This is a genomic window from Aliiroseovarius sp. ABM4_368, assembly GCF_056161205.1.
The window spans coordinates 422462-438774 of sequence record NZ_JBSWYR010000003.1; the positions used below are offsets into that span (position 1 = coordinate 422462).

Annotated in this window: 17 protein-coding genes and 1 other RNA gene; 7 read left to right on the forward strand and 11 right to left on the reverse strand. The window is 58.2% G+C overall.

The genetic code is table 11. The annotated features are described in order from the left end of the window. Positions 1-73: 73 nt before the first annotated feature. Together ACXAH3_RS11395 and ACXAH3_RS11400 are read right to left on the reverse strand one after the other, a co-directional pair. A complete protein-coding gene (locus ACXAH3_RS11395) occupies positions 74-814 on the reverse strand; it encodes a YebC/PmpR family DNA-binding transcriptional regulator (RefSeq protein ID WP_474862202.1) in 741 nt (246 codons plus the stop codon). A gap of 161 nt (positions 815-975) precedes the next feature. Beyond that, positions 976-1428, reverse strand: a complete 453-nt coding sequence (locus ACXAH3_RS11400; protein ID WP_474862203.1) for an Lrp/AsnC family transcriptional regulator — start codon at positions 1426-1428, stop codon at positions 976-978. A gap of 71 nt (positions 1429-1499) precedes the next feature. Between ACXAH3_RS11400 and ACXAH3_RS11405 the strand changes: the two genes are divergently transcribed. Together ACXAH3_RS11405 and ACXAH3_RS11410 are read left to right on the forward strand one after the other, a co-directional pair. Beyond that, the gene (locus ACXAH3_RS11405; RefSeq protein ID WP_474862204.1) at positions 1500-2093 is read left to right on the forward strand and encodes a LysE family translocator; all 594 of its coding nucleotides are present in this window, start codon (positions 1500-1502) and stop codon (positions 2091-2093) included. A 31-nt stretch (positions 2094-2124) separates the two neighbouring features. Beyond that, positions 2125-3906: an SLC13 family permease gene (locus tag ACXAH3_RS11410; protein WP_474862205.1), complete on the forward strand. Its 1782-nt coding sequence runs from the start codon at positions 2125-2127 to the stop codon at positions 3904-3906. A 6-nt stretch (positions 3907-3912) separates the two neighbouring features. Here ACXAH3_RS11410 and ACXAH3_RS11415 read toward each other — a convergent pair whose 3' ends face one another. The 4 genes from ACXAH3_RS11415 to mgtE all read right to left on the reverse strand — a co-directional run bounded on the left by ACXAH3_RS11415 (position 3913) and on the right by mgtE (position 8736). Further along, positions 3913-5691 carry an SLC13 family permease gene (locus ACXAH3_RS11415; RefSeq protein ID WP_474862206.1) on the reverse strand — a complete coding sequence of 593 codons (1779 nt, stop codon included), beginning with the start codon at positions 5689-5691 and terminating at the stop codon, positions 3913-3915. A 93-nt stretch (positions 5692-5784) separates the two neighbouring features. Next, on the reverse strand, positions 5785-6609 hold the full coding sequence (locus ACXAH3_RS11420; RefSeq protein ID WP_474862207.1) for a TIGR00282 family metallophosphoesterase: 825 nt from the start codon (positions 6607-6609) through the stop codon (positions 5785-5787). Positions 6610-6768: 159 nt separating this feature from the next. Beyond that, positions 6769-7329: a 5-formyltetrahydrofolate cyclo-ligase gene (locus ACXAH3_RS11425; RefSeq protein ID WP_474862208.1), complete on the reverse strand. Its 561-nt coding sequence runs from the start codon at positions 7327-7329 to the stop codon at positions 6769-6771. 21 nt (positions 7330-7350) lie between these two features. Continuing rightward, positions 7351-8736: a magnesium transporter gene (mgtE, locus tag ACXAH3_RS11430; RefSeq protein ID WP_474862209.1), complete on the reverse strand. Its 1386-nt coding sequence runs from the start codon at positions 8734-8736 to the stop codon at positions 7351-7353. A gap of 127 nt (positions 8737-8863) precedes the next feature. Between mgtE and guaD the strand changes: the two genes are divergently transcribed. Continuing rightward, positions 8864-10147 (forward strand): guanine deaminase, encoded by a 1284-nt coding sequence (gene guaD / locus ACXAH3_RS11435; RefSeq protein ID WP_474862210.1) that lies wholly within the window; start codon positions 8864-8866, stop codon positions 10145-10147. 3 nt (positions 10148-10150) lie between these two features. Here guaD and hisN read toward each other — a convergent pair whose 3' ends face one another. Both hisN and ACXAH3_RS11445 read right to left on the reverse strand, forming a co-directional pair. After that, the gene (gene hisN, locus ACXAH3_RS11440) at positions 10151-10954 is read right to left on the reverse strand and encodes a histidinol-phosphatase (protein WP_474862211.1); all 804 of its coding nucleotides are present in this window, start codon (positions 10952-10954) and stop codon (positions 10151-10153) included. Positions 10955-11013: 59 nt separating this feature from the next. Next, complete coding sequence (locus ACXAH3_RS11445; RefSeq protein ID WP_474862212.1) at positions 11014-11382, reverse strand: helix-turn-helix domain-containing protein; 369 nt, start codon at positions 11380-11382, stop codon at positions 11014-11016. Between the two features lie 292 nt (positions 11383-11674). Here ACXAH3_RS11445 and ACXAH3_RS11450 point away from each other — a divergent pair, with 292 nt between their 5' ends. Next, positions 11675-12646, forward strand: a complete 972-nt coding sequence (locus ACXAH3_RS11450) for an NADPH:quinone oxidoreductase family protein (RefSeq protein ID WP_474862213.1) — start codon at positions 11675-11677, stop codon at positions 12644-12646. A 6-nt stretch (positions 12647-12652) separates the two neighbouring features. Here the strand turns inward: ACXAH3_RS11450 and ACXAH3_RS11455 are convergent, their stop codons facing one another. Then, positions 12653-13504: a LysR family transcriptional regulator gene (locus ACXAH3_RS11455; RefSeq protein WP_474862214.1), complete on the reverse strand. Its 852-nt coding sequence runs from the start codon at positions 13502-13504 to the stop codon at positions 12653-12655. Between the two features lie 123 nt (positions 13505-13627). Here ACXAH3_RS11455 and ACXAH3_RS11460 point away from each other — a divergent pair, with 123 nt between their 5' ends. The 3 genes from ACXAH3_RS11460 to ACXAH3_RS11470 all read left to right on the forward strand — a co-directional run bounded on the left by ACXAH3_RS11460 (position 13628) and on the right by ACXAH3_RS11470 (position 15439). After that, entirely contained in the window at positions 13628-13834 is a 207-nt protein-coding gene (locus ACXAH3_RS11460; RefSeq protein ID WP_474862215.1) for a DUF1127 domain-containing protein, read from the forward strand. Between the two features lie 115 nt (positions 13835-13949). Then, the gene (locus ACXAH3_RS11465; RefSeq protein ID WP_298907808.1) at positions 13950-14666 is read left to right on the forward strand and encodes a Bax inhibitor-1/YccA family protein; all 717 of its coding nucleotides are present in this window, start codon (positions 13950-13952) and stop codon (positions 14664-14666) included. Between the two features lie 68 nt (positions 14667-14734). Further along, positions 14735-15439 carry an SGNH/GDSL hydrolase family protein gene (locus tag ACXAH3_RS11470; RefSeq protein WP_474862216.1) on the forward strand — a complete coding sequence of 235 codons (705 nt, stop codon included), beginning with the start codon at positions 14735-14737 and terminating at the stop codon, positions 15437-15439. Positions 15440-15496: 57 nt separating this feature from the next. Here ACXAH3_RS11470 and rpmG read toward each other — a convergent pair whose 3' ends face one another. Then, positions 15497-15664: a 50S ribosomal protein L33 gene (gene rpmG, locus ACXAH3_RS11475; RefSeq protein ID WP_008034579.1), complete on the reverse strand. Its 168-nt coding sequence runs from the start codon at positions 15662-15664 to the stop codon at positions 15497-15499. 179 nt (positions 15665-15843) lie between these two features. After that, positions 15844-16234: RNase P RNA component class A (gene rnpB, locus ACXAH3_RS11480), an RNA gene on the reverse strand. Positions 16235-16313 lie beyond the last annotated feature (79 nt).

The following is a 16313-nucleotide window of genomic DNA, read 5'->3' on the forward strand; positions in this document are numbered from 1 at the left end:
TTGGATCCAGAAACAAGAGACCCCGGCACGGCAAAACCGAACCGGGGTCTAAAAAATCTTGCCAAGTGCGCGCTTACAGCTGCGCCATCACCTCGTCCGAGGCTTCGAAATTGGTAGTGACGCGCTGCACGTCGTCGTCATCCTCAAGCGCATCCACCAGCTTCATCAGCTTTTGCATGTTCTCAAGGTCCAGCTCGGTCGTGATGTTGGGCTGCCAGATCAGTTTGGTCGACTCCGACTCGCCCAGTGCGGCTTCCAATGCAGTCGAAACTTCGTTCAGATCCGTGTCGGCACAGACGATACGGTGGCCACCTTCGTCGCTTTCGCAATCCTCTGCACCAGCTTCGATGGCGGCTTCCATCACCGTGTCAGCGTCTCCAGCCTCGGCGGGATAGATCACTTCGCCTTTCCGGTCGAACATGAAACCCACCGATCCGGTTTCGCCCAAATTCCCACCGTTCTTGGTAAAGGTCGACCGCACGGTCGATGCGGTGCGGTTCTTGTTATCAGTCATGGTCTCGACGATGACGGCGACCCCGTTGGGGCCATAGCCTTCATAACGGATCTCGTCATAGTTTTCGGCATCGCCACCTTGCGACTTCTTGATCGCGCGTTCGATCACGTCCTTCGGCACCGACTGCGATTTCGCCTCTTTCACGGCCAGACGCAGACGCGGGTTCTTGTCCGGGTCCGGATCGCCCATTTTGGCGGCCACGGTGATCTCTTTGGCGAGTTTCGAAAACAGTTTCGAGCGCAACTTATCCTGACGACCCTTACGGTGCTGGATGTTTGCCCATTTTGAGTGGCCAGCCATGGCGACCTCCGACTAGTTCCTTTGTTCGGGGTTCAATAACGCAAGCAGCTAACAAGGGGCAAGGGGGCGACCGGACAAAGCCCGTTTTACCGCCTTCTTCTGACCCGAAATACTCTGGGAGATCGTCAAAAGCGTTTTGGCGCGGTGGCGAAGCCCCTTGTCTAGGCCCGCTCATCCTTGGGCGAGCCCATCACAACATGTGTTACCAGTTGATGCACCTGAGGCAGCGTACCCAGTTTTTCGGTGTGGAAGTTCTTATAGGCGATCAGGTCTTCTGCCTCGACCCGTAGCAGATATTCCACGGTGCCGGTGATATTATGACACTCGCGCACTTCGTCATAGCGCGCGACGGCGCGTTCAAACCCTTCCTGTGCTTCCTTAGTATGATCCTTCAAGCCGACCGTCACATAGGCCACAAAACCTACGCCCATTGCCACGGGATCTAGCACCGCCCGATATCCGGTGATCACGCCCTGCCGCTCTAACTCTTGCACACGCCGCAAACAGGCCGAGGGCGACAGGCCGACTCGATCCGCCAATTCGGTGTTGGGCAGACGGCCATCCTTCGAAAGCTCATGCAATATTTGTTGCGTTATACGATCTTGCTTCGTCATTTATTGTGAAGATAACCAAAACCAGCACAACTTTGCAATTCAGATGCGCCATCTCAATGCAATAATTACATATGACCTACGATCTTCTTCTTGCGCTTGTCGCCTTCGCCTTTGTGTCCTCGATCACGCCGGGGCCGAACAACCTGATGCTAATGGCCTCAGGCGCGAATTTCGGCTTTGCGCGGACGATCCCGCATATGCTGGGCGTCGCGTTAGGATTCACGTTGATGGTGGTGTTGGTGGGCGCGGGGCTTATGCAGCTCTTTGACCTCTACCCGGTCAGCTACACGGTTTTAAAAGCGGGCAGCGTCGCTTATCTTTTGTGGCTCGCTTGGAAAATCGCCCGCGCGTCCGAGCCCGGCACAGGCAAGGCGGGTGGCACGCCCATGACCTTCCTGCAAGCTTCGGCCTTTCAATGGGTGAACCCAAAAGCTTGGGCCATGGCGCTGACCGCGATCAGCGTCTATGCCCCTACGCGCGACATGGGGGCAGTTATTCTGGTGGCTGTGATCTTTGGCGCGGTGAACTTGCCGTCTGTGTCCACTTGGACCGTATTGGGGCAAAAAATCCGCGTGATCCTAACCAACCCAGCACGCTTACGTGCCTTCAACGTCACCATGGCCCTGCTGCTGGTTGCCACGCTTTTCCCCGTAATCTACGGGTGACGCGCCCTGCCCTTCGCGGTACTTGTTGGGCATGACAACTGACCAAATCATTCTGTTTTCGCTGTTCGGGGCCGTGTTTGGCCTGCTTCTTTGGGGCCGCTTTCGCTATGACATCGTAGCGTTTTCCGCCCTTATGTTAGGGGTCGTCCTTGGCGTTGTCCCCACGAAAGAGGCCTTTTCCGGTTTCGGCCACCCCGCCACATTGGTTGTGGCGCTGGTACTGGTTGTGTCTGCCGGGTTGGTACGATCCGGCGCGGTGTTCCTGATCACCCGCACGCTGGTGGACGCCTCGCGATCCTTGGGCGCACATATCACGCTGATGGGCGCAATCGGAGGCGTGCTGTCGGCCTTTATGAACAACGTCGCGGCGTTGGCCTTGCTGATGCCTGTCGACATTCAAACCGCCCGCAAAGCGGCCCGCCCTGTAGGGTTGAGCCTGATGCCCCTGTCCTTTGCCACCATCCTTGGCGGCATGGTGACGCTGATCGGCACGCCGCCCAACATTATCATCGCCTCGATCCGCGAGGACTCGTTGGGCGAGCCCTTCAAGATGTTCGACTTCGCTCCGGTGGGCGGCGTTACCGCCATAGCCGGTCTGATCTTTGTAGCTGTTATCGGTTGGCGACTGATCCCTCAGCCCGACGCGGGAAAGAACGGCTCGAACCCGATGGATGAATTTAGCCTGTATGTCGCCGAGCTGACCGTGCCCGAGGGCTCGAAACACATCGGAAAGCGCGTGAAAGAGTTGCTGGAGGCTGCCGAAAAGAATGATGTCGCCATCCTTGGTTTGGTGCGCGACGGAAAACGCCGTTATGGCACGCAGCGCGGCACCATGCTGCAAGCTGGGGATGCGCTGGTTCTGGAAGCCGCGCCCGAAGCACTTGACGAGTTTCGCGCAGCCACCGGGCTGGCCTTCGCCGAAGAAACCCGCGAGGAAAAGCTGAAAGCGGATGGCGAAGGCCTGTCAAAAATCGAAGTGGTCGTTCCCGAAAATGCACGCATTGCAGGCAAGACCGCGCAAGCGATCGGATTGAACTGGCGCCGACGCTCGGTCCTGATGGGGATTTCGCGCGCGGGTAAAAGAATCACCCAACAGGTGCGCAAGACCGTTGTGCAGCCGGGCGACATCCTGCTGCTTCTGGTGCCGCAAGGAACCGAAGCTGACGTCACCGAATGGCTGGGCTGTTTGCCATTGGCGGAACGCGGATTGACCGTTACGCGCGACGAAAAGGTTTGGCTCGCCATTGGCTTGTTCGCCGCCGCCGTCGCTGCGGCCAGCTTTGGCCTGATCTATTTGCCCGTCGCCTTGGGGCTGGTCGTTGTGGGCTATGTTCTGGCCAGGATTGTCCCCCTGTCCGAGCTGTACACCCATATCGAATGGCCTGTCGTGGTCTTGCTGGGCTCGATGATCCCGCTTGGTGCTGCGCTCGAAACCTCGGGCGGGACCGAGCTGATTGCAGGCGCTTTGGTAAGCTTTACCGAAGGGTTGCCTGCATGGGCTGTGCTGACCGTCTTGATGATCGTCACGATGACCTTGTCGGACGTGTTGAACAACACCGCCACCACCATCGTCGCAGCCCCCGTTGGCATCCAAATGGCGCACGCCCTTGGCAAGAACCCGGACCCGTTCCTTATGGCGGTTGCTATTGCGGCATCCTGCGCGTTCCTGACCCCTATCGGGCACAAGAACAACACGCTGATCCTTGGCCCCGGCGGATATAAGTTCGGAGACTATTGGCGTATGGGGCTACCGCTGGAAATTCTCGTGGTCGCAGTATCGATCCCTGCAATTCTGGTTTTCTGGCCGCTATAGAAGGGGTCAGAGCGGCCAGAAAAACGGGATCAGGGCCGAAGCCAAAATACCTACGGACAGGTTCAGCGGAATTCCCACTTTCAAGAAATCCGAGAACTTGTACCCCCCCGGCCCGTAAACCAGCGTGTTGGTCTGATATCCGATGGGCGTCGCAAAACTGGCCGAAGCTGCAACCATCACAGCCACCACTAACGGACGGGGGTCCAAACCCAGCGCAGTCGCCAAACCGATGGCAATCGGAGTGACCACCACGGCTACAGCGTTGTTTGACACAAGCTCGGTCAAAACAGACGTCAGCATGTAAATAGCCCAGACAATCAGGAAAGGCGGCAAGTTTCCTAGAATTGGTGCAATGCCTTCCGCAATCAACGCCACCGCGCCCGAGCTTTCCAGCGCGGACCCAATTCCCAGCATCGCGAAGATCAGCACCAGAAGGCGGCCATCCACCGCGCCGAACGCCTCGTCCGCGTCGATGCAACGGGTTAACAGAACGACAGCGACAGCCAGCACGGCCAACAGGAAAATTGGGGCGACCCCAAGGCCCGCCAATGCCACAAGCCCGATCAGCGCGGCTACGGCGATCGGGGCGTGACCTCGGCGATACTCGCGATCCGAGGGCGCGGTCACGTCCACCAGATCCATGTCTTGCGCCAGCCGTTGAATATCCTCGGGCGCGCCTTCCAGCAAAAGGGTGTCACCCACGCGTACAATCAGGTCGTCCAACTGACGCCCAATATTCTGGTTCTTGCGGTGCACAGCCAACGGGTAAACACCATAGCGACGGCGCAGACGCAGCTTGCCCAACTGCTTGCCGACCATCTTACAACCCGGCGAGATCAGCACCTCAACAGTCGTCGTTTCCACCGCAGACACCTGATCCACGCGCTTCAGGCTTTTGTCGCGTTGAAGGCTAAGAAGCTCGGTCATAGCTGTTCGCAGAACCACGCGGTCACCTACCTGCAGCGACACCTCGTCGAGATTGCGTCGCAGAGAAGTATCACCGCGCACGACGTCCACCAAACGCACGCCTTCGCGCTTGAACAACTGCACCCCGTTCACCTCGCGTCCGATCAGGTTGGATTCCGGCGGGATCACGGCCTCGGTGAAGAATTTCTTTCGGGATCTGTCGGTCAAAAGCGTGGCCATGCTGTCGCGATCCGGCAGGATCTTGGGCGCGATGAAACGCAGGTAAATCATACCCCAAGCGACCAGAACGATGCCCAAGGGCGTAACCTCGAAAATCGTGAAGGGCTCAAGCCCACCATCACGTGCCACACCATCAACCAGAAGGTTGGTCGAGGTGCCAATCAGCGTCAGAGTGCCCCCCAAAATCGCGCCATAGCTAAGCGGGATCAGAAGTTTCGAGGCCGATTGACCAATTTTCTTCGCAAGCTGGATAAAGACCGGGATCATGACGACTACGACAGGCGTGTTAGATACGACCGCGGACGAAATCACGACGAACCCCATCAGCGCGGCCAGCGCCATCATCGGACTGTGTTCTGCCTTTTTCTCGGCGATCTGTGTAAACCACTGAAGCGCGCCAGTCCGAACCAGCGCCCCCATCACAATGAACATCGCGGCAATCGTCCACGGGGCCGGGTTCGACAGCACCTCGAGCGCGCTTTCGTAATCCAAAATGCCCATGACCAACATGATCGAGACGCCGCCAATGGCAACGACTTCGGTCGGGAAGCTTTCGCGCAGGAACAAGACAAACATCCCGCCCACGGTCATCAGGGCGATCACCGCCTGTGTGGTGGCGCTGAACTCGAATAAACCCATGCAAAGTCCCCGTTTAGTCGCTTGGACCAGTTTTGCCCTGCACAAATGCTGTGGGCAAGCACGGTTTTACAGTCTTGGACGTTTGGTGGGCAGTTATCCCGCATCCATCGGCGAAGATTGTGCGAGTCTCCCGCCATTGCGCACCATCTGAACGCGCGTTGCCTTGCCGGTGCGATCATCGGTTTCGATATAGAGACCGGACAGAGTGGCCTCGCCTTCCGCTGGGGTGAACCGCCCCTTGGCCATGCCGGTGACAAAACGGCGCATCGGCTCTTCTTTTTGCATCCCGATCACGCTGTCATAATCGCCGCACATCCCGGCATCTGCCATAAACGCGGTGCCTTTGGACAGGATTTGCGCATCCCCGGTCGGGACATGGGTATGCGTTCCCACGACCACGCTGGCGCGCCCGTTGCACCAATGGCCTATGGCCATCTTCTCGGATGTCGCCTCGCAATGGATGTCGACCAAAGACGCCTGAACCGCCCCGCCCAATGTGTGCCGTTTCAAAACCAGATCAATGGCCGAGAAGGGATCGTCATAGGCGCGTTTCATAAAGACCTGACCCAAAACCTGCGTGACCAGAATCTTGCGCCCACGCGCATCTGCAAACACCCGCGCGCCCACACCGGGGCAGTCCTTGGCGAAGTTCAGCGGGCGAATGATGCGCTTTTCCTGCTCGCAAAACGTCAGCATATCGCGTTGATCAAACGCGTGATCGCCAAGGGTGAGCACATCCACGCCGGCATCCAAAAGCGCTTTTGCGTGGCCCGCATTCAACCCATGCCCGCTGGTGGCGTTCTCGCCATTTGCCACAACGAAATCAAGCTTCCATTCCGCACGCAAGCCCTTCAGCCGTTCGGTCACCGCGCGCCGTCCGGCACGCCCCATAATGTCGCCAAGAAAGAGTATCTTCATGGAAACAGCCCTAGGACGCTTTCACTCCAAGGGCAAGAGCACCTGCGACTTTCCCGCAGTGTTCACCAAATCCGCATTTTCTTGTCATAAGTATCCTGGGGTGAATGCGCGTAAAGCGCAAAGGGGCAAAGCCCCTACAGGCTCACGAAGTGAGCCCACTTAGAACCAGATCACGCCCTCGTCGGTCACAATCGCGTCCAGTGGCTGATCCGTCGGCTCAAGCGGCAGATCCTCAGCCTCTTGCGCGCTATAGGCATACCCTATCGCCAAGGTCGGTCGCTCTGCCCGCAGACCTTCCAGCGTGCGATCATAGAAGCCGCCGCCATATCCCAGACGCCCACCATTACGATCAAACGCCACCAGCGGAACCACGACAAGCTCTGGCGTAATGAACTCCAGCGTGGCTGGCACCTGCGCCCCGAACGGCCCATCCACCATATTGCTGTCCGGGCGCCAGCCCGCAAACTTCAGGGGCAGCCCCGCGCCCTCGATATAGGGCACACCGATGGTCGACCACGCAGCCATTGCGGCCATCGCGGGCAGCGGATTGATCTCGGTCCGGATAGGCATATAACCCGTCATCACTTTGCCCTTGTGATCGCTTAAAACCGAGATCAGATGCGCCACGCCCAACGCCGAGCGCGCTTCAGAGTGCGCCTCTTTACGGCGGGCAAAGGCAGCTTTACGAGCAGCCGCTTTCACGGCAGTCAGATCAGTCATGTCGAAATCCAGTCAACGTCGTCAGATCAGCAATATAGCGGCAAGGCCAAGGAAGGCGAAAAAGCCCACGACATCCGTCACCGTGGTCACAAATGCACCCGAGGCCAGTGCCGGATCGATATCCATACGGTCCAGCACCACCGGGATGATAACGCCTGCCAGCCCCGCGATCACAAGGTTCACAACCATCGCCACGCCGATCACGACACCCAGAAGCGGCGTGCCGAACCAGATGACGCCGACGATCCCCATAACCACCGCAAAGATGACCCCATTGACCAGCCCTACGGCCGCTTCACGCCAAATCACCCGCCACAAGTTGGCGGATGTCAGGTCTTTCGTGGCAATCGCACGCACCGCGACAGTCAGCGACTGTGTGCCAGCGTTCCCACCCATCGAAGCGACAATGGGCATCAGCACGGCCAGCGCCACGAACTGGGCGATTACCTCGTCAAACTGGGCAATCACCAGCGATGCAAGGATCGACGTCACAAGGTTCACCGCCAACCACGGGAAACGGCGTTTGGTGGTTTCTACCACTTTGTCAGACAGAGAGCTTTCTTCGCCCACACCTGCCAGACGCAGGATGTCTTCTTCGTGCTCTTCATCCAAAATGGCCATGGCGTCGTCAATCGTGATCACCCCGACCAATCGCTCGTCCGCATCGACAACGGGGGCGGAAATCAGGTGATACTGGTTGAACGCATAGGCGACCTCGCCCTCGTCCTGCATCACGGGAATGGTGCGAAAGCTTTCCTCGGTGATGGCGGTCAACGCCACTTCGCGCGCGCTGCCCATCAAGCGCCCCAAAGTGACATAACCGGTCGGGCGCATTTTCGGATCCACCAAGATCACATGATAGAACTGCTCGGGCAGATCGTCCTGAGCGCGCAGAAAATCAATAGTCTGGCCGACATTCCAGTGATCGGGCGCCACGACCAGCTCGCGCTGCATCAGACGGCCGGCAGATTCCTCGGGATAGTTCAGGGATTGTTCGACCACCACCCGGTCGTCATCGTCCAGAGCATCCAGAACGGCCTCGGTCTGGGGATCGTCCAGATCCTCAATCAGGTCAACAACGTCATCCGTTTCCAGCTCGCGCACCGCCTCGGCGAGAACGGTAGGTTCCATCGCACCAACGACGTCTTCACGCAGACCCTCGTCCAGTTCCGACAGCACCTCGCCGTCAAATTCGGAACCGTACAGGCGCACGAACGTGTCGCGATCTTCATCTGGCAGCTGTTCGACAAGGTCGGCGATATCCGCTGCGTGCAATGGTTCAAGAAGAGCCTGAAGCGCAGGGCCGTCTTCGGCTTCAATCGCCTGACGAACGGGGCCAAACGTCTCGTGATCCAGCTCGTAATCGCCTTCTTCGGGCGTCTCATCGATTATTTGGTCATCCAGCATCTTGCGCCCTCCGTCCGCTGTTTGGCCCGACCATAGGCCAAGCCATCCAGCAAGTGAACCGGCAGAAAGGCATTGAACAGGGGAAAATCGCGGCCTAGCGTGAACGACGGCAAAGAGAGAGGCGCCAATGGAACTGCTGCTAGGACAAGTTCTTCAATTCAACGACACTCCGTTTCAGGAACGCCCCGAGGATGCGGCCACGCATATCCGGCGCGGCGCGGTTTTGATGAATAACGGCGTGATCGAAGCCGTAGGAGAAGCTGACGCAATGCGCGCAAGGCATCCCGACGCCTGCGTGACCGATATGGGCAACGCGCTGCTGTCGCCCGGCTTTGTCGATACCCATGTGCATTACCCGCAGACCGCGATCATCGCGTCTTGGGGCAAGCGGCTGATCGACTGGCTGAACAGCTATACCTTCCCCGAAGAAAGCCGGTTTGGCGACGCGGACCACGCAACCCAGATCGCCGAGACCTATTTTGATCTTGTGACCGCAGCGGGCACCACCACAACCGTCAGCTATTGCACCATCCACACCGAAAGCGTGGACGCTTATTTCACGGCGGCTGGGTCGCGCGGGCTTCGGGCGTTGGGCGGTAAAACCTGTATGGACCGCAACGCGCCAGACGATCTGCGCGACACGGCGCAATCGGCCTATGACGACAGTAAAATGCTGCTCGAGCGCTGGCATGGGCGGGACCGGCTGTCCTATGTCATCACGCCGCGCTTTGCCCCGACCTCGACCCCCGAGCAGTTGGAGGCCCTTGGCGCGCTGTGGGCCGAACATCCAGACCTTCTGATGCAGACCCATATCAGCGAACAGCACGAGGAAATCGCATGGGTCGCGGACCTGTTTCCCGATGCGCGCGACTATCTGGATGTGTACGAGAAATTTGGACTTGTCGGCAAAGGCGCTTTGATGGGCCACGCGATCCACCTGACTGAACGAGAACGCGACCGGATGCGTGAGCTGGACGCCAGCCTGATCCACTGCCCAACCTCGAACATGTTCATCGGGTCAGGCCTGTTTGACATGCAAGGCTTGATGACGCAGGGGCATCGGATTGGGCTGGCCACGGACACTGGCGGCGGGTCGAGTTTCTCGATGCTGCGGACCATGGCGGCGGCCTATGAGGTTGGGCAACTGTCTGGCACTGCGCTGCATCCAGCGCAGCTGTGGTGGTTGGCAACAGCCGGGTCCGCGAAGGCCATTCATATGGGGGACAAGATCGGACGTCTGGCCGAGGGGTTTGAGGCCGACATCATCGCAGTTGATCTAGCATCAACCCCCGCCATCGCCCAGCGTGCCGCGCGCGCCGAAACCCTTTGGGAAGCCCTGTTCCCCACCATCATAATGGGGGATGATCGGGCAATCTCGGCCGTTTGGGCCGGGGGCCGAAAGATCAAGTAAGGGTCAAACCTTCGACAGCACCTCAAGCGACTGGGCGTGAAGGTCAGCATTGGCAGCGGCCACGACACGCCCGCCTTGATGGACTGGGCCGCCCTGCCAGTCGGTGACGATACCGCCTGCGGCCTCGATCACGGCAATGGGGGCTTGGACGTCATAGGATTGCAGACCCGCCTCGACCACCAAATCAACCTGACCGGCAGCGACCAGCCCATAGGCATAGCAATCCATCCCATAGCGCGTCAGCTTTACCTTGCGCGACACGGCGTGAAACGCTTCGCCTTCTTCAGCGGTGCCAACTTCAGGAAAGGTTGTAAACAAAATGGCGTCCGACAGGTTGCGGGTTGCGCGGGTCTTCAAATCGCGCTTTCCCATTGGACCTTCAACCCAAGCCTGACCAAACCCACCAAGGAACCGTTCCTTGATATAGGGCTGGTCGATGATGCCCAGTTCAGGCCCATTTTTGCGCCCAACAGCAATCAACACGCCCCATGTGGGGGTGCCCGAAAGAAACCCGCGCGTTCCGTCGATTGGGTCCAAAACCCAAGTCAATCCGCTGGTGCCTTCCTTAGCTCCGAACTCTTCCCCAAAAATCGCGTCGTCGGGGCGAAGCTCGGCCAGCAATTTCCGCATCGCCTTTTCCGCCTCACGGTCGCCTTCTGTCACCGGGTCAAATCCCTTGGACAGTTTGTTGTCCGCTGTCAGGTCCGTAGATCGGAAAAATGGAAGCACAGCACCACGCGCAGCATCTGCTAAGGCATTTGCAACGCGGATAAGGTCAATTTGTGTGTCTGCGTCTAACGGCTTCATCGCGGATCCCTTATGCTGTCTTAAGCGCGGTAGCAGCGATGCCTAACTGGCGTCAAGCGTCAGGCGACATCCGACAGAACGCGGGCTAGTTCAAACAGGCGGCGGCGCTGATTTTCTGGGATCGCATAATAGCTGCGCACCAGTTCTAACGCTTCCTTGTCAGCAAGAATGTCGCTGGGCATAGCTTCGTCACCCGTTTCATCCGCGTGACTCTCGAGCCCCTCAAAGAAGAAGTTCACCTGCACCGACAATGCCGCAGCCATATCCCAAAGCCGAGACGCCGATACGCGGTTCATCCCTGTTTCGTATTTTTGGATCTGTTGAAATTTGATACCGACCTTTTCGGCCAACTGTTGTTGGGTCATTCCAACCATCCAGCGGCGATGGCGAATGCGTTTACCCACATGGATATCCACAGGATGCTTCATCCAATAACTCCTCGTTAATCAGCTGCAAAGGCAGCTTTACTCACTTCTTGCGTGCCAGCCGCGATTTGGCGATCGACTATTGGAACCTGCAAACCAATCGAAGAAAGATGGTATTCACAATCGGATTAACACTATCTTGGCAATAAATATCTTGCGCAGTCCACACGCAAAAACGGTTTAACATACTCATAAAAACATTGCAATTTCACACGCTAAGTGAACAAGGCCATATCCGCGCAGACGGCTCTCGATTTTTTCAGGCAACCGCGCTACATCACCGGCAGGAGGCCCCATGAAAACTTTTCGCGTCACCGAATTTGGCAAACGCCCCGCACTGACGGACCTGTCACCCCTGCCCATCACAACAGGCGAGGCCCGCGTGGACATCCGCGCCTGCGGCTTGAATTTCGCGGACCTTTTGATGACCAAGGGCACCTATCAAGACACGCCAAAGACCCCGTTTTCGCTGGGAATGGAGCCCGCCGGCATCGTGACCGAGCTTGGCCCAGATACGAACGGCCCAGTCCCGGGAACGCGCGTGGTCGTGTTTTCCGGCAAGGATGGTTTGGCCGATGAAGGCGTCTTTCCCGCCGACCGCTGCCTACCCTTGCCTGACAAAATGAGCTTTGAGGACGCCGCCGCTTTTCAGATCGCCTATGGCACAAGCCATGTGGCGCTAGACTATAAAGCCCGTCTGAAACCCGGCGAAACATTGCTGGTTTTGGGCGCTGCGGGCGGTGTTGGCCTGACCGCCGTCGAGATCGGAAAAGTGATGGGTGCGCGGGTCATCGCATGCGCGCGCGGGGCGGATAAGCTGGAAATCTGCAAGAAAGCCGGGGCCGATCATGTGATCGACAGCACGCGGGAAGACATCCGCGAGGTCGTGAAGGCGCTTGGTGGGGCAGATGTGGTCTATGACGCGGTGGGCGGCGAACAGGGAGAAGCCGCTTTCCGTGCCACCAATCCCGATGGGCGGTTTCTATATATCGGGTTCGCGTCAGGCGACATGCCGAACCTGAAACCAAACCATATGCTGGTGAAGAACATAACGGCGATTGGCCTTTACTGGGGCGGCTACCTGAAATTCAAACCCGAGGTTCTAACCGACAGCCTGCGTGAGTTACTTGATTGGTATGCAGACGGAAAAATCCAACCGCATGTCAGCCACACCCTGCCGCTTGACCAAGCCGAGGATGCGCTGGCGCTTTTGCGCGAGCGCAAATCCACCGGAAAAGTCGTGGTGACGATGGGGCCGAACGTCTAGGCGGCCTTAAAGCTCGCCAAACGCACGGCGGATCATATCCAACAAGTCGTCCATCGCCTGATTGCTGCTTTTCGCTGCGTACATGTTCACTTTGGTGATATCCAGTTCCGGCAGCGCGCCGCCGTGGTCGACCAAGTCCAGATCACTGCGCACCGTGCCCTCGATCACCGCATGAACGGCCAGATCCGCCGACAGCGAGGCCTCGATGGTGCGTGTCGAATCGCTTTCGACGCCCATTTCCCAAGGGATGCCCGCATCGTCCAACGCCTCTTGCACGCGTTTGCGGAAAATGCAGTTGTGTTCGAACGCAAGCCGCAAGGGGCGTTGCCGCCACGCCTGCCCGCCCGGCGCCCCAACCCAGACCAGTGGCAGTGCGGTCAAGGTCTCGCCGCCCGCGTCCATCTCTTCTTCGGTGGTTAGAATCGCGTCACATTCCCCCCGCGCGAACATCGCCTTCAACCGGCTGGTATAGGACGAGATCAACTGAACCCGCATCCGCGGATAGGCCGCATGAAACTGGCGCAGCACCTTGGGAATCGCTGGATAAACCACGTCGGCGGGAACGCCCAAAACGACTTCGCCCTCGAACGCCTGATCAGTTAGGCGCGCATAGACTTCATCATTCAGGCGCAGAATGCGGCGCGCATATCCCAACAGCTGCTCGCCATCTGCGGTCAGAGACACGCCCCGACCTGAACGGTCCAGAAGCGGACGACCCAGGCTTTCCTCGAGCCGCTTCAATTGCATGGACACGGCAGATTGTGTCAGATGCAAAAGCCCGGCGGCGCGGGTGACACCCCCTGCATCGGCTACAGTCGCGAAACTGCGCAAAGCAGTCAGGTCAAGATTACGCGGCACATCACCCTCCGTGATACATCACTACAAAATCATTCATTTTACTTATTTCCCAACTTCAAACATAACGATCAAGAAATTTGATGCAACAAACATCATTCATCGCAAACACGAAGGAGAGACGAGATGACCGCTGTAACCTGCACAAACGCCCCCGCCGCAAAAAGCAACTTCTCGCTGCTGGCATGGATTGCGACCGTTGTTGAAACCCGCCGCGAGCGTGCGGCACTGGCTCAACTGGACGCAAGCCGTTTGGAAGATATTGGCCTGACCCGCGCACAGGCGGATCGCGAAGCAAACCGCCCAATCTGGGACGTGCCTTCGCATTGGTAATACAAAACAATTTGCACCGTTAAGCACTTGAAAAATGCGCCGCCCTTGCCAATATTAAGGCCAAGGGCGGTTTCTGTTTTGGGGACTGCCAACGAAAGTTTGCTTGGAGGTCTCTATGGCTGAGTTTGACACGATCCGCGCTGGTGCTGGCACACGCGCTGCGATCGACGAAGGGCTTCGCGCCCATATGAATAAGGTTTACGGCACCATGTCGGTGGGTCTGCTTTTGACCTTCGCTGCTGCATGGGCTGTTGGCAACAACGCTGCGATGATGGAAACGCTGTTCACCGGCTTTACCCGTTACATCGTTATGTTTGCCCCGCTGATCATGGTCTTTGCCTTTGGCGCGGCCATCAACCGCCTGTCGGCAGCTGGTGCACAGCTGTTCTTCTATACGTTCTCGGCGGTTATGGGCGTCTCGCTGGCCTATATCTTCGTGATCTTTACCGGTGTGTCCATCGCTCAAACCTTCCTGATCACCGCCATCGCCTTCGCGGGTCTCAGCCTTTATGGCTACACGACCAAGCGCGACCTTGGACCGATGGGTGCCTTCCTGATCATGGGTCTGATCGGCATCATCGTCGCTTCGATCGTGAACATCTTCATCGGTTCGTCGATGATCCACTTTGCCATCTCGGTGATCGGTGTTCTGATCTTTGCAGGCCTGACCGCCTATGACACCCAAAAGATCAAGACAGACTACATCGCACATGCCCACGCTATGGACAGCGAATGGCTGGCGAAATCTGCGATCATGGGCGCACTCAGCCTGTATCTGGACTTCATCAACCTGTTCATGTTCCTGTTGCAGTTCCTGGGCAACCGTGAGTGATCTGCTCCGCATGAAAGACATCAGGGCCGGTCATTGCGACCGGCCCTTTTTTGTTGTGAGATAGCCCTGTGTTCGTATTTCTGGAAACCATCTCCAAGCTGCTGCTTAGCCCGCTTTTGACTTATCAGGCGCTGAGCGTCCGCAAGACCGCCAAACTTCTGCCAGAGCCGCGTGGGCACCGGTCTGGGGAAAGTGGGCGCGGGCTGCCCTTGTCGCTTCTGATCACCGGGGATTCGTCTGCCGCCGGGGTCGGCGCCACCCACCAGACCGAAGCCCTGTCTGGACAGCTTGTTCAAGCGCTTGGGGCCTCGTACCGGGTGCAGTGGCAGTTGATCGCCCGCACCGGCAACACCACCCGCACAACACTGCCCCTGCTGCGTGCGCAACAGGCTCAGCCCATCGATGTCGCGCTTGTTATTCTGGGTGTGAACGACGTCACCAGCCAAGTTCCGTTAAAGCGCCTTCTGCGCCAACGCGAAACGCTCTATGCGCATTTGATGAACGACTGGCAGGCCAAGCGCGTGATCGTTGCAGGCGTTCCCCCTTTGAAAGATTTCCCGCTTTTGCCCAACCCGCTGAGGTGGTTTCTGGGCCTGCAAGCACGTCGTTTCGATCGTGCGCTGGCCCAGCAGGCCAATCAGCTAGGGATCGACTATATCCCGTTCGATCTTCCGCTGACGCCCGAGATGATGGCCGAGGACGGCTTTCACCCCGGTCCCAACACCTATCACCTGATGGGGCAGAAAGTGGCGCAGCGGATCCTGCACCGTTAACCCCAAACGAAAAAAGCCGCCCCAAAGGGACGGCTCTTTACCCAAAGAACGGCGATCTTACTTGATCTTGCCTTCTTTGTATTCAACGTGCTTGCGCACAACCGGGTCGTATTTTTTGACAACCATTTTCTCGGTCATGGTGCGTGCGTTTTTCTTGGTCACATAGAAGTGGCCGGTATCCGCGGTCGAGTTCAGGCGGATTTTGATCGTGGTCGGCTTCGCCATATCGTCAGCTCCTCATCGGGCGGGCGCATGCCGCCCGGGGTAAATCTCTGGAACCCGCCTTTTAGCGCCAATCCAACCCGAGTCAACCGCAATCCACAGGATTCGCACCCCCGCCCGCTTTTTCTTGTCACAAATATCCCCGCCGGAGGCATGAAATCAACAAAACCCGAAAGAATCATATGCGCGGACGGCCTGTAAGCCGGATTCTGTCTTGGTGTTGCCACCATGGATGACCATTCCTCTAGACCTGCTGTTGCCAACAGGTTCAAGCTGCCAACCCGGATCCGCTCGGGGCAAGACACCCCTGGGGTTACCCCCGCGCGATCCCTATTAGGCATTGCTCCAGGTGGGGCTTGCCGTGCCGCCGCTGTTGCCAGAAGCGCGGTGGGCTCTTACTCCACCGTTTCACCATAACCTGCGCATGCGCAGGCTGTCTGTTCTCTGTGGCGCTGTCCCTCGGGTTTCCCCGGCCGGGCGTTACCCGGCACCGTTGTCTTGTGGAGTCCGGACTTTCCTCGCGTCACGCCGAAGCACGCCTCGACAGTCACCCGCGGTCATCCAGCCATCCGCGCAAGGCTGGACTTAGATATGCATGGGCATGGCGTCAAGGCGCAAGGGGGTAAGGGGCGCTGCCCCTCGCGGCTGGGGC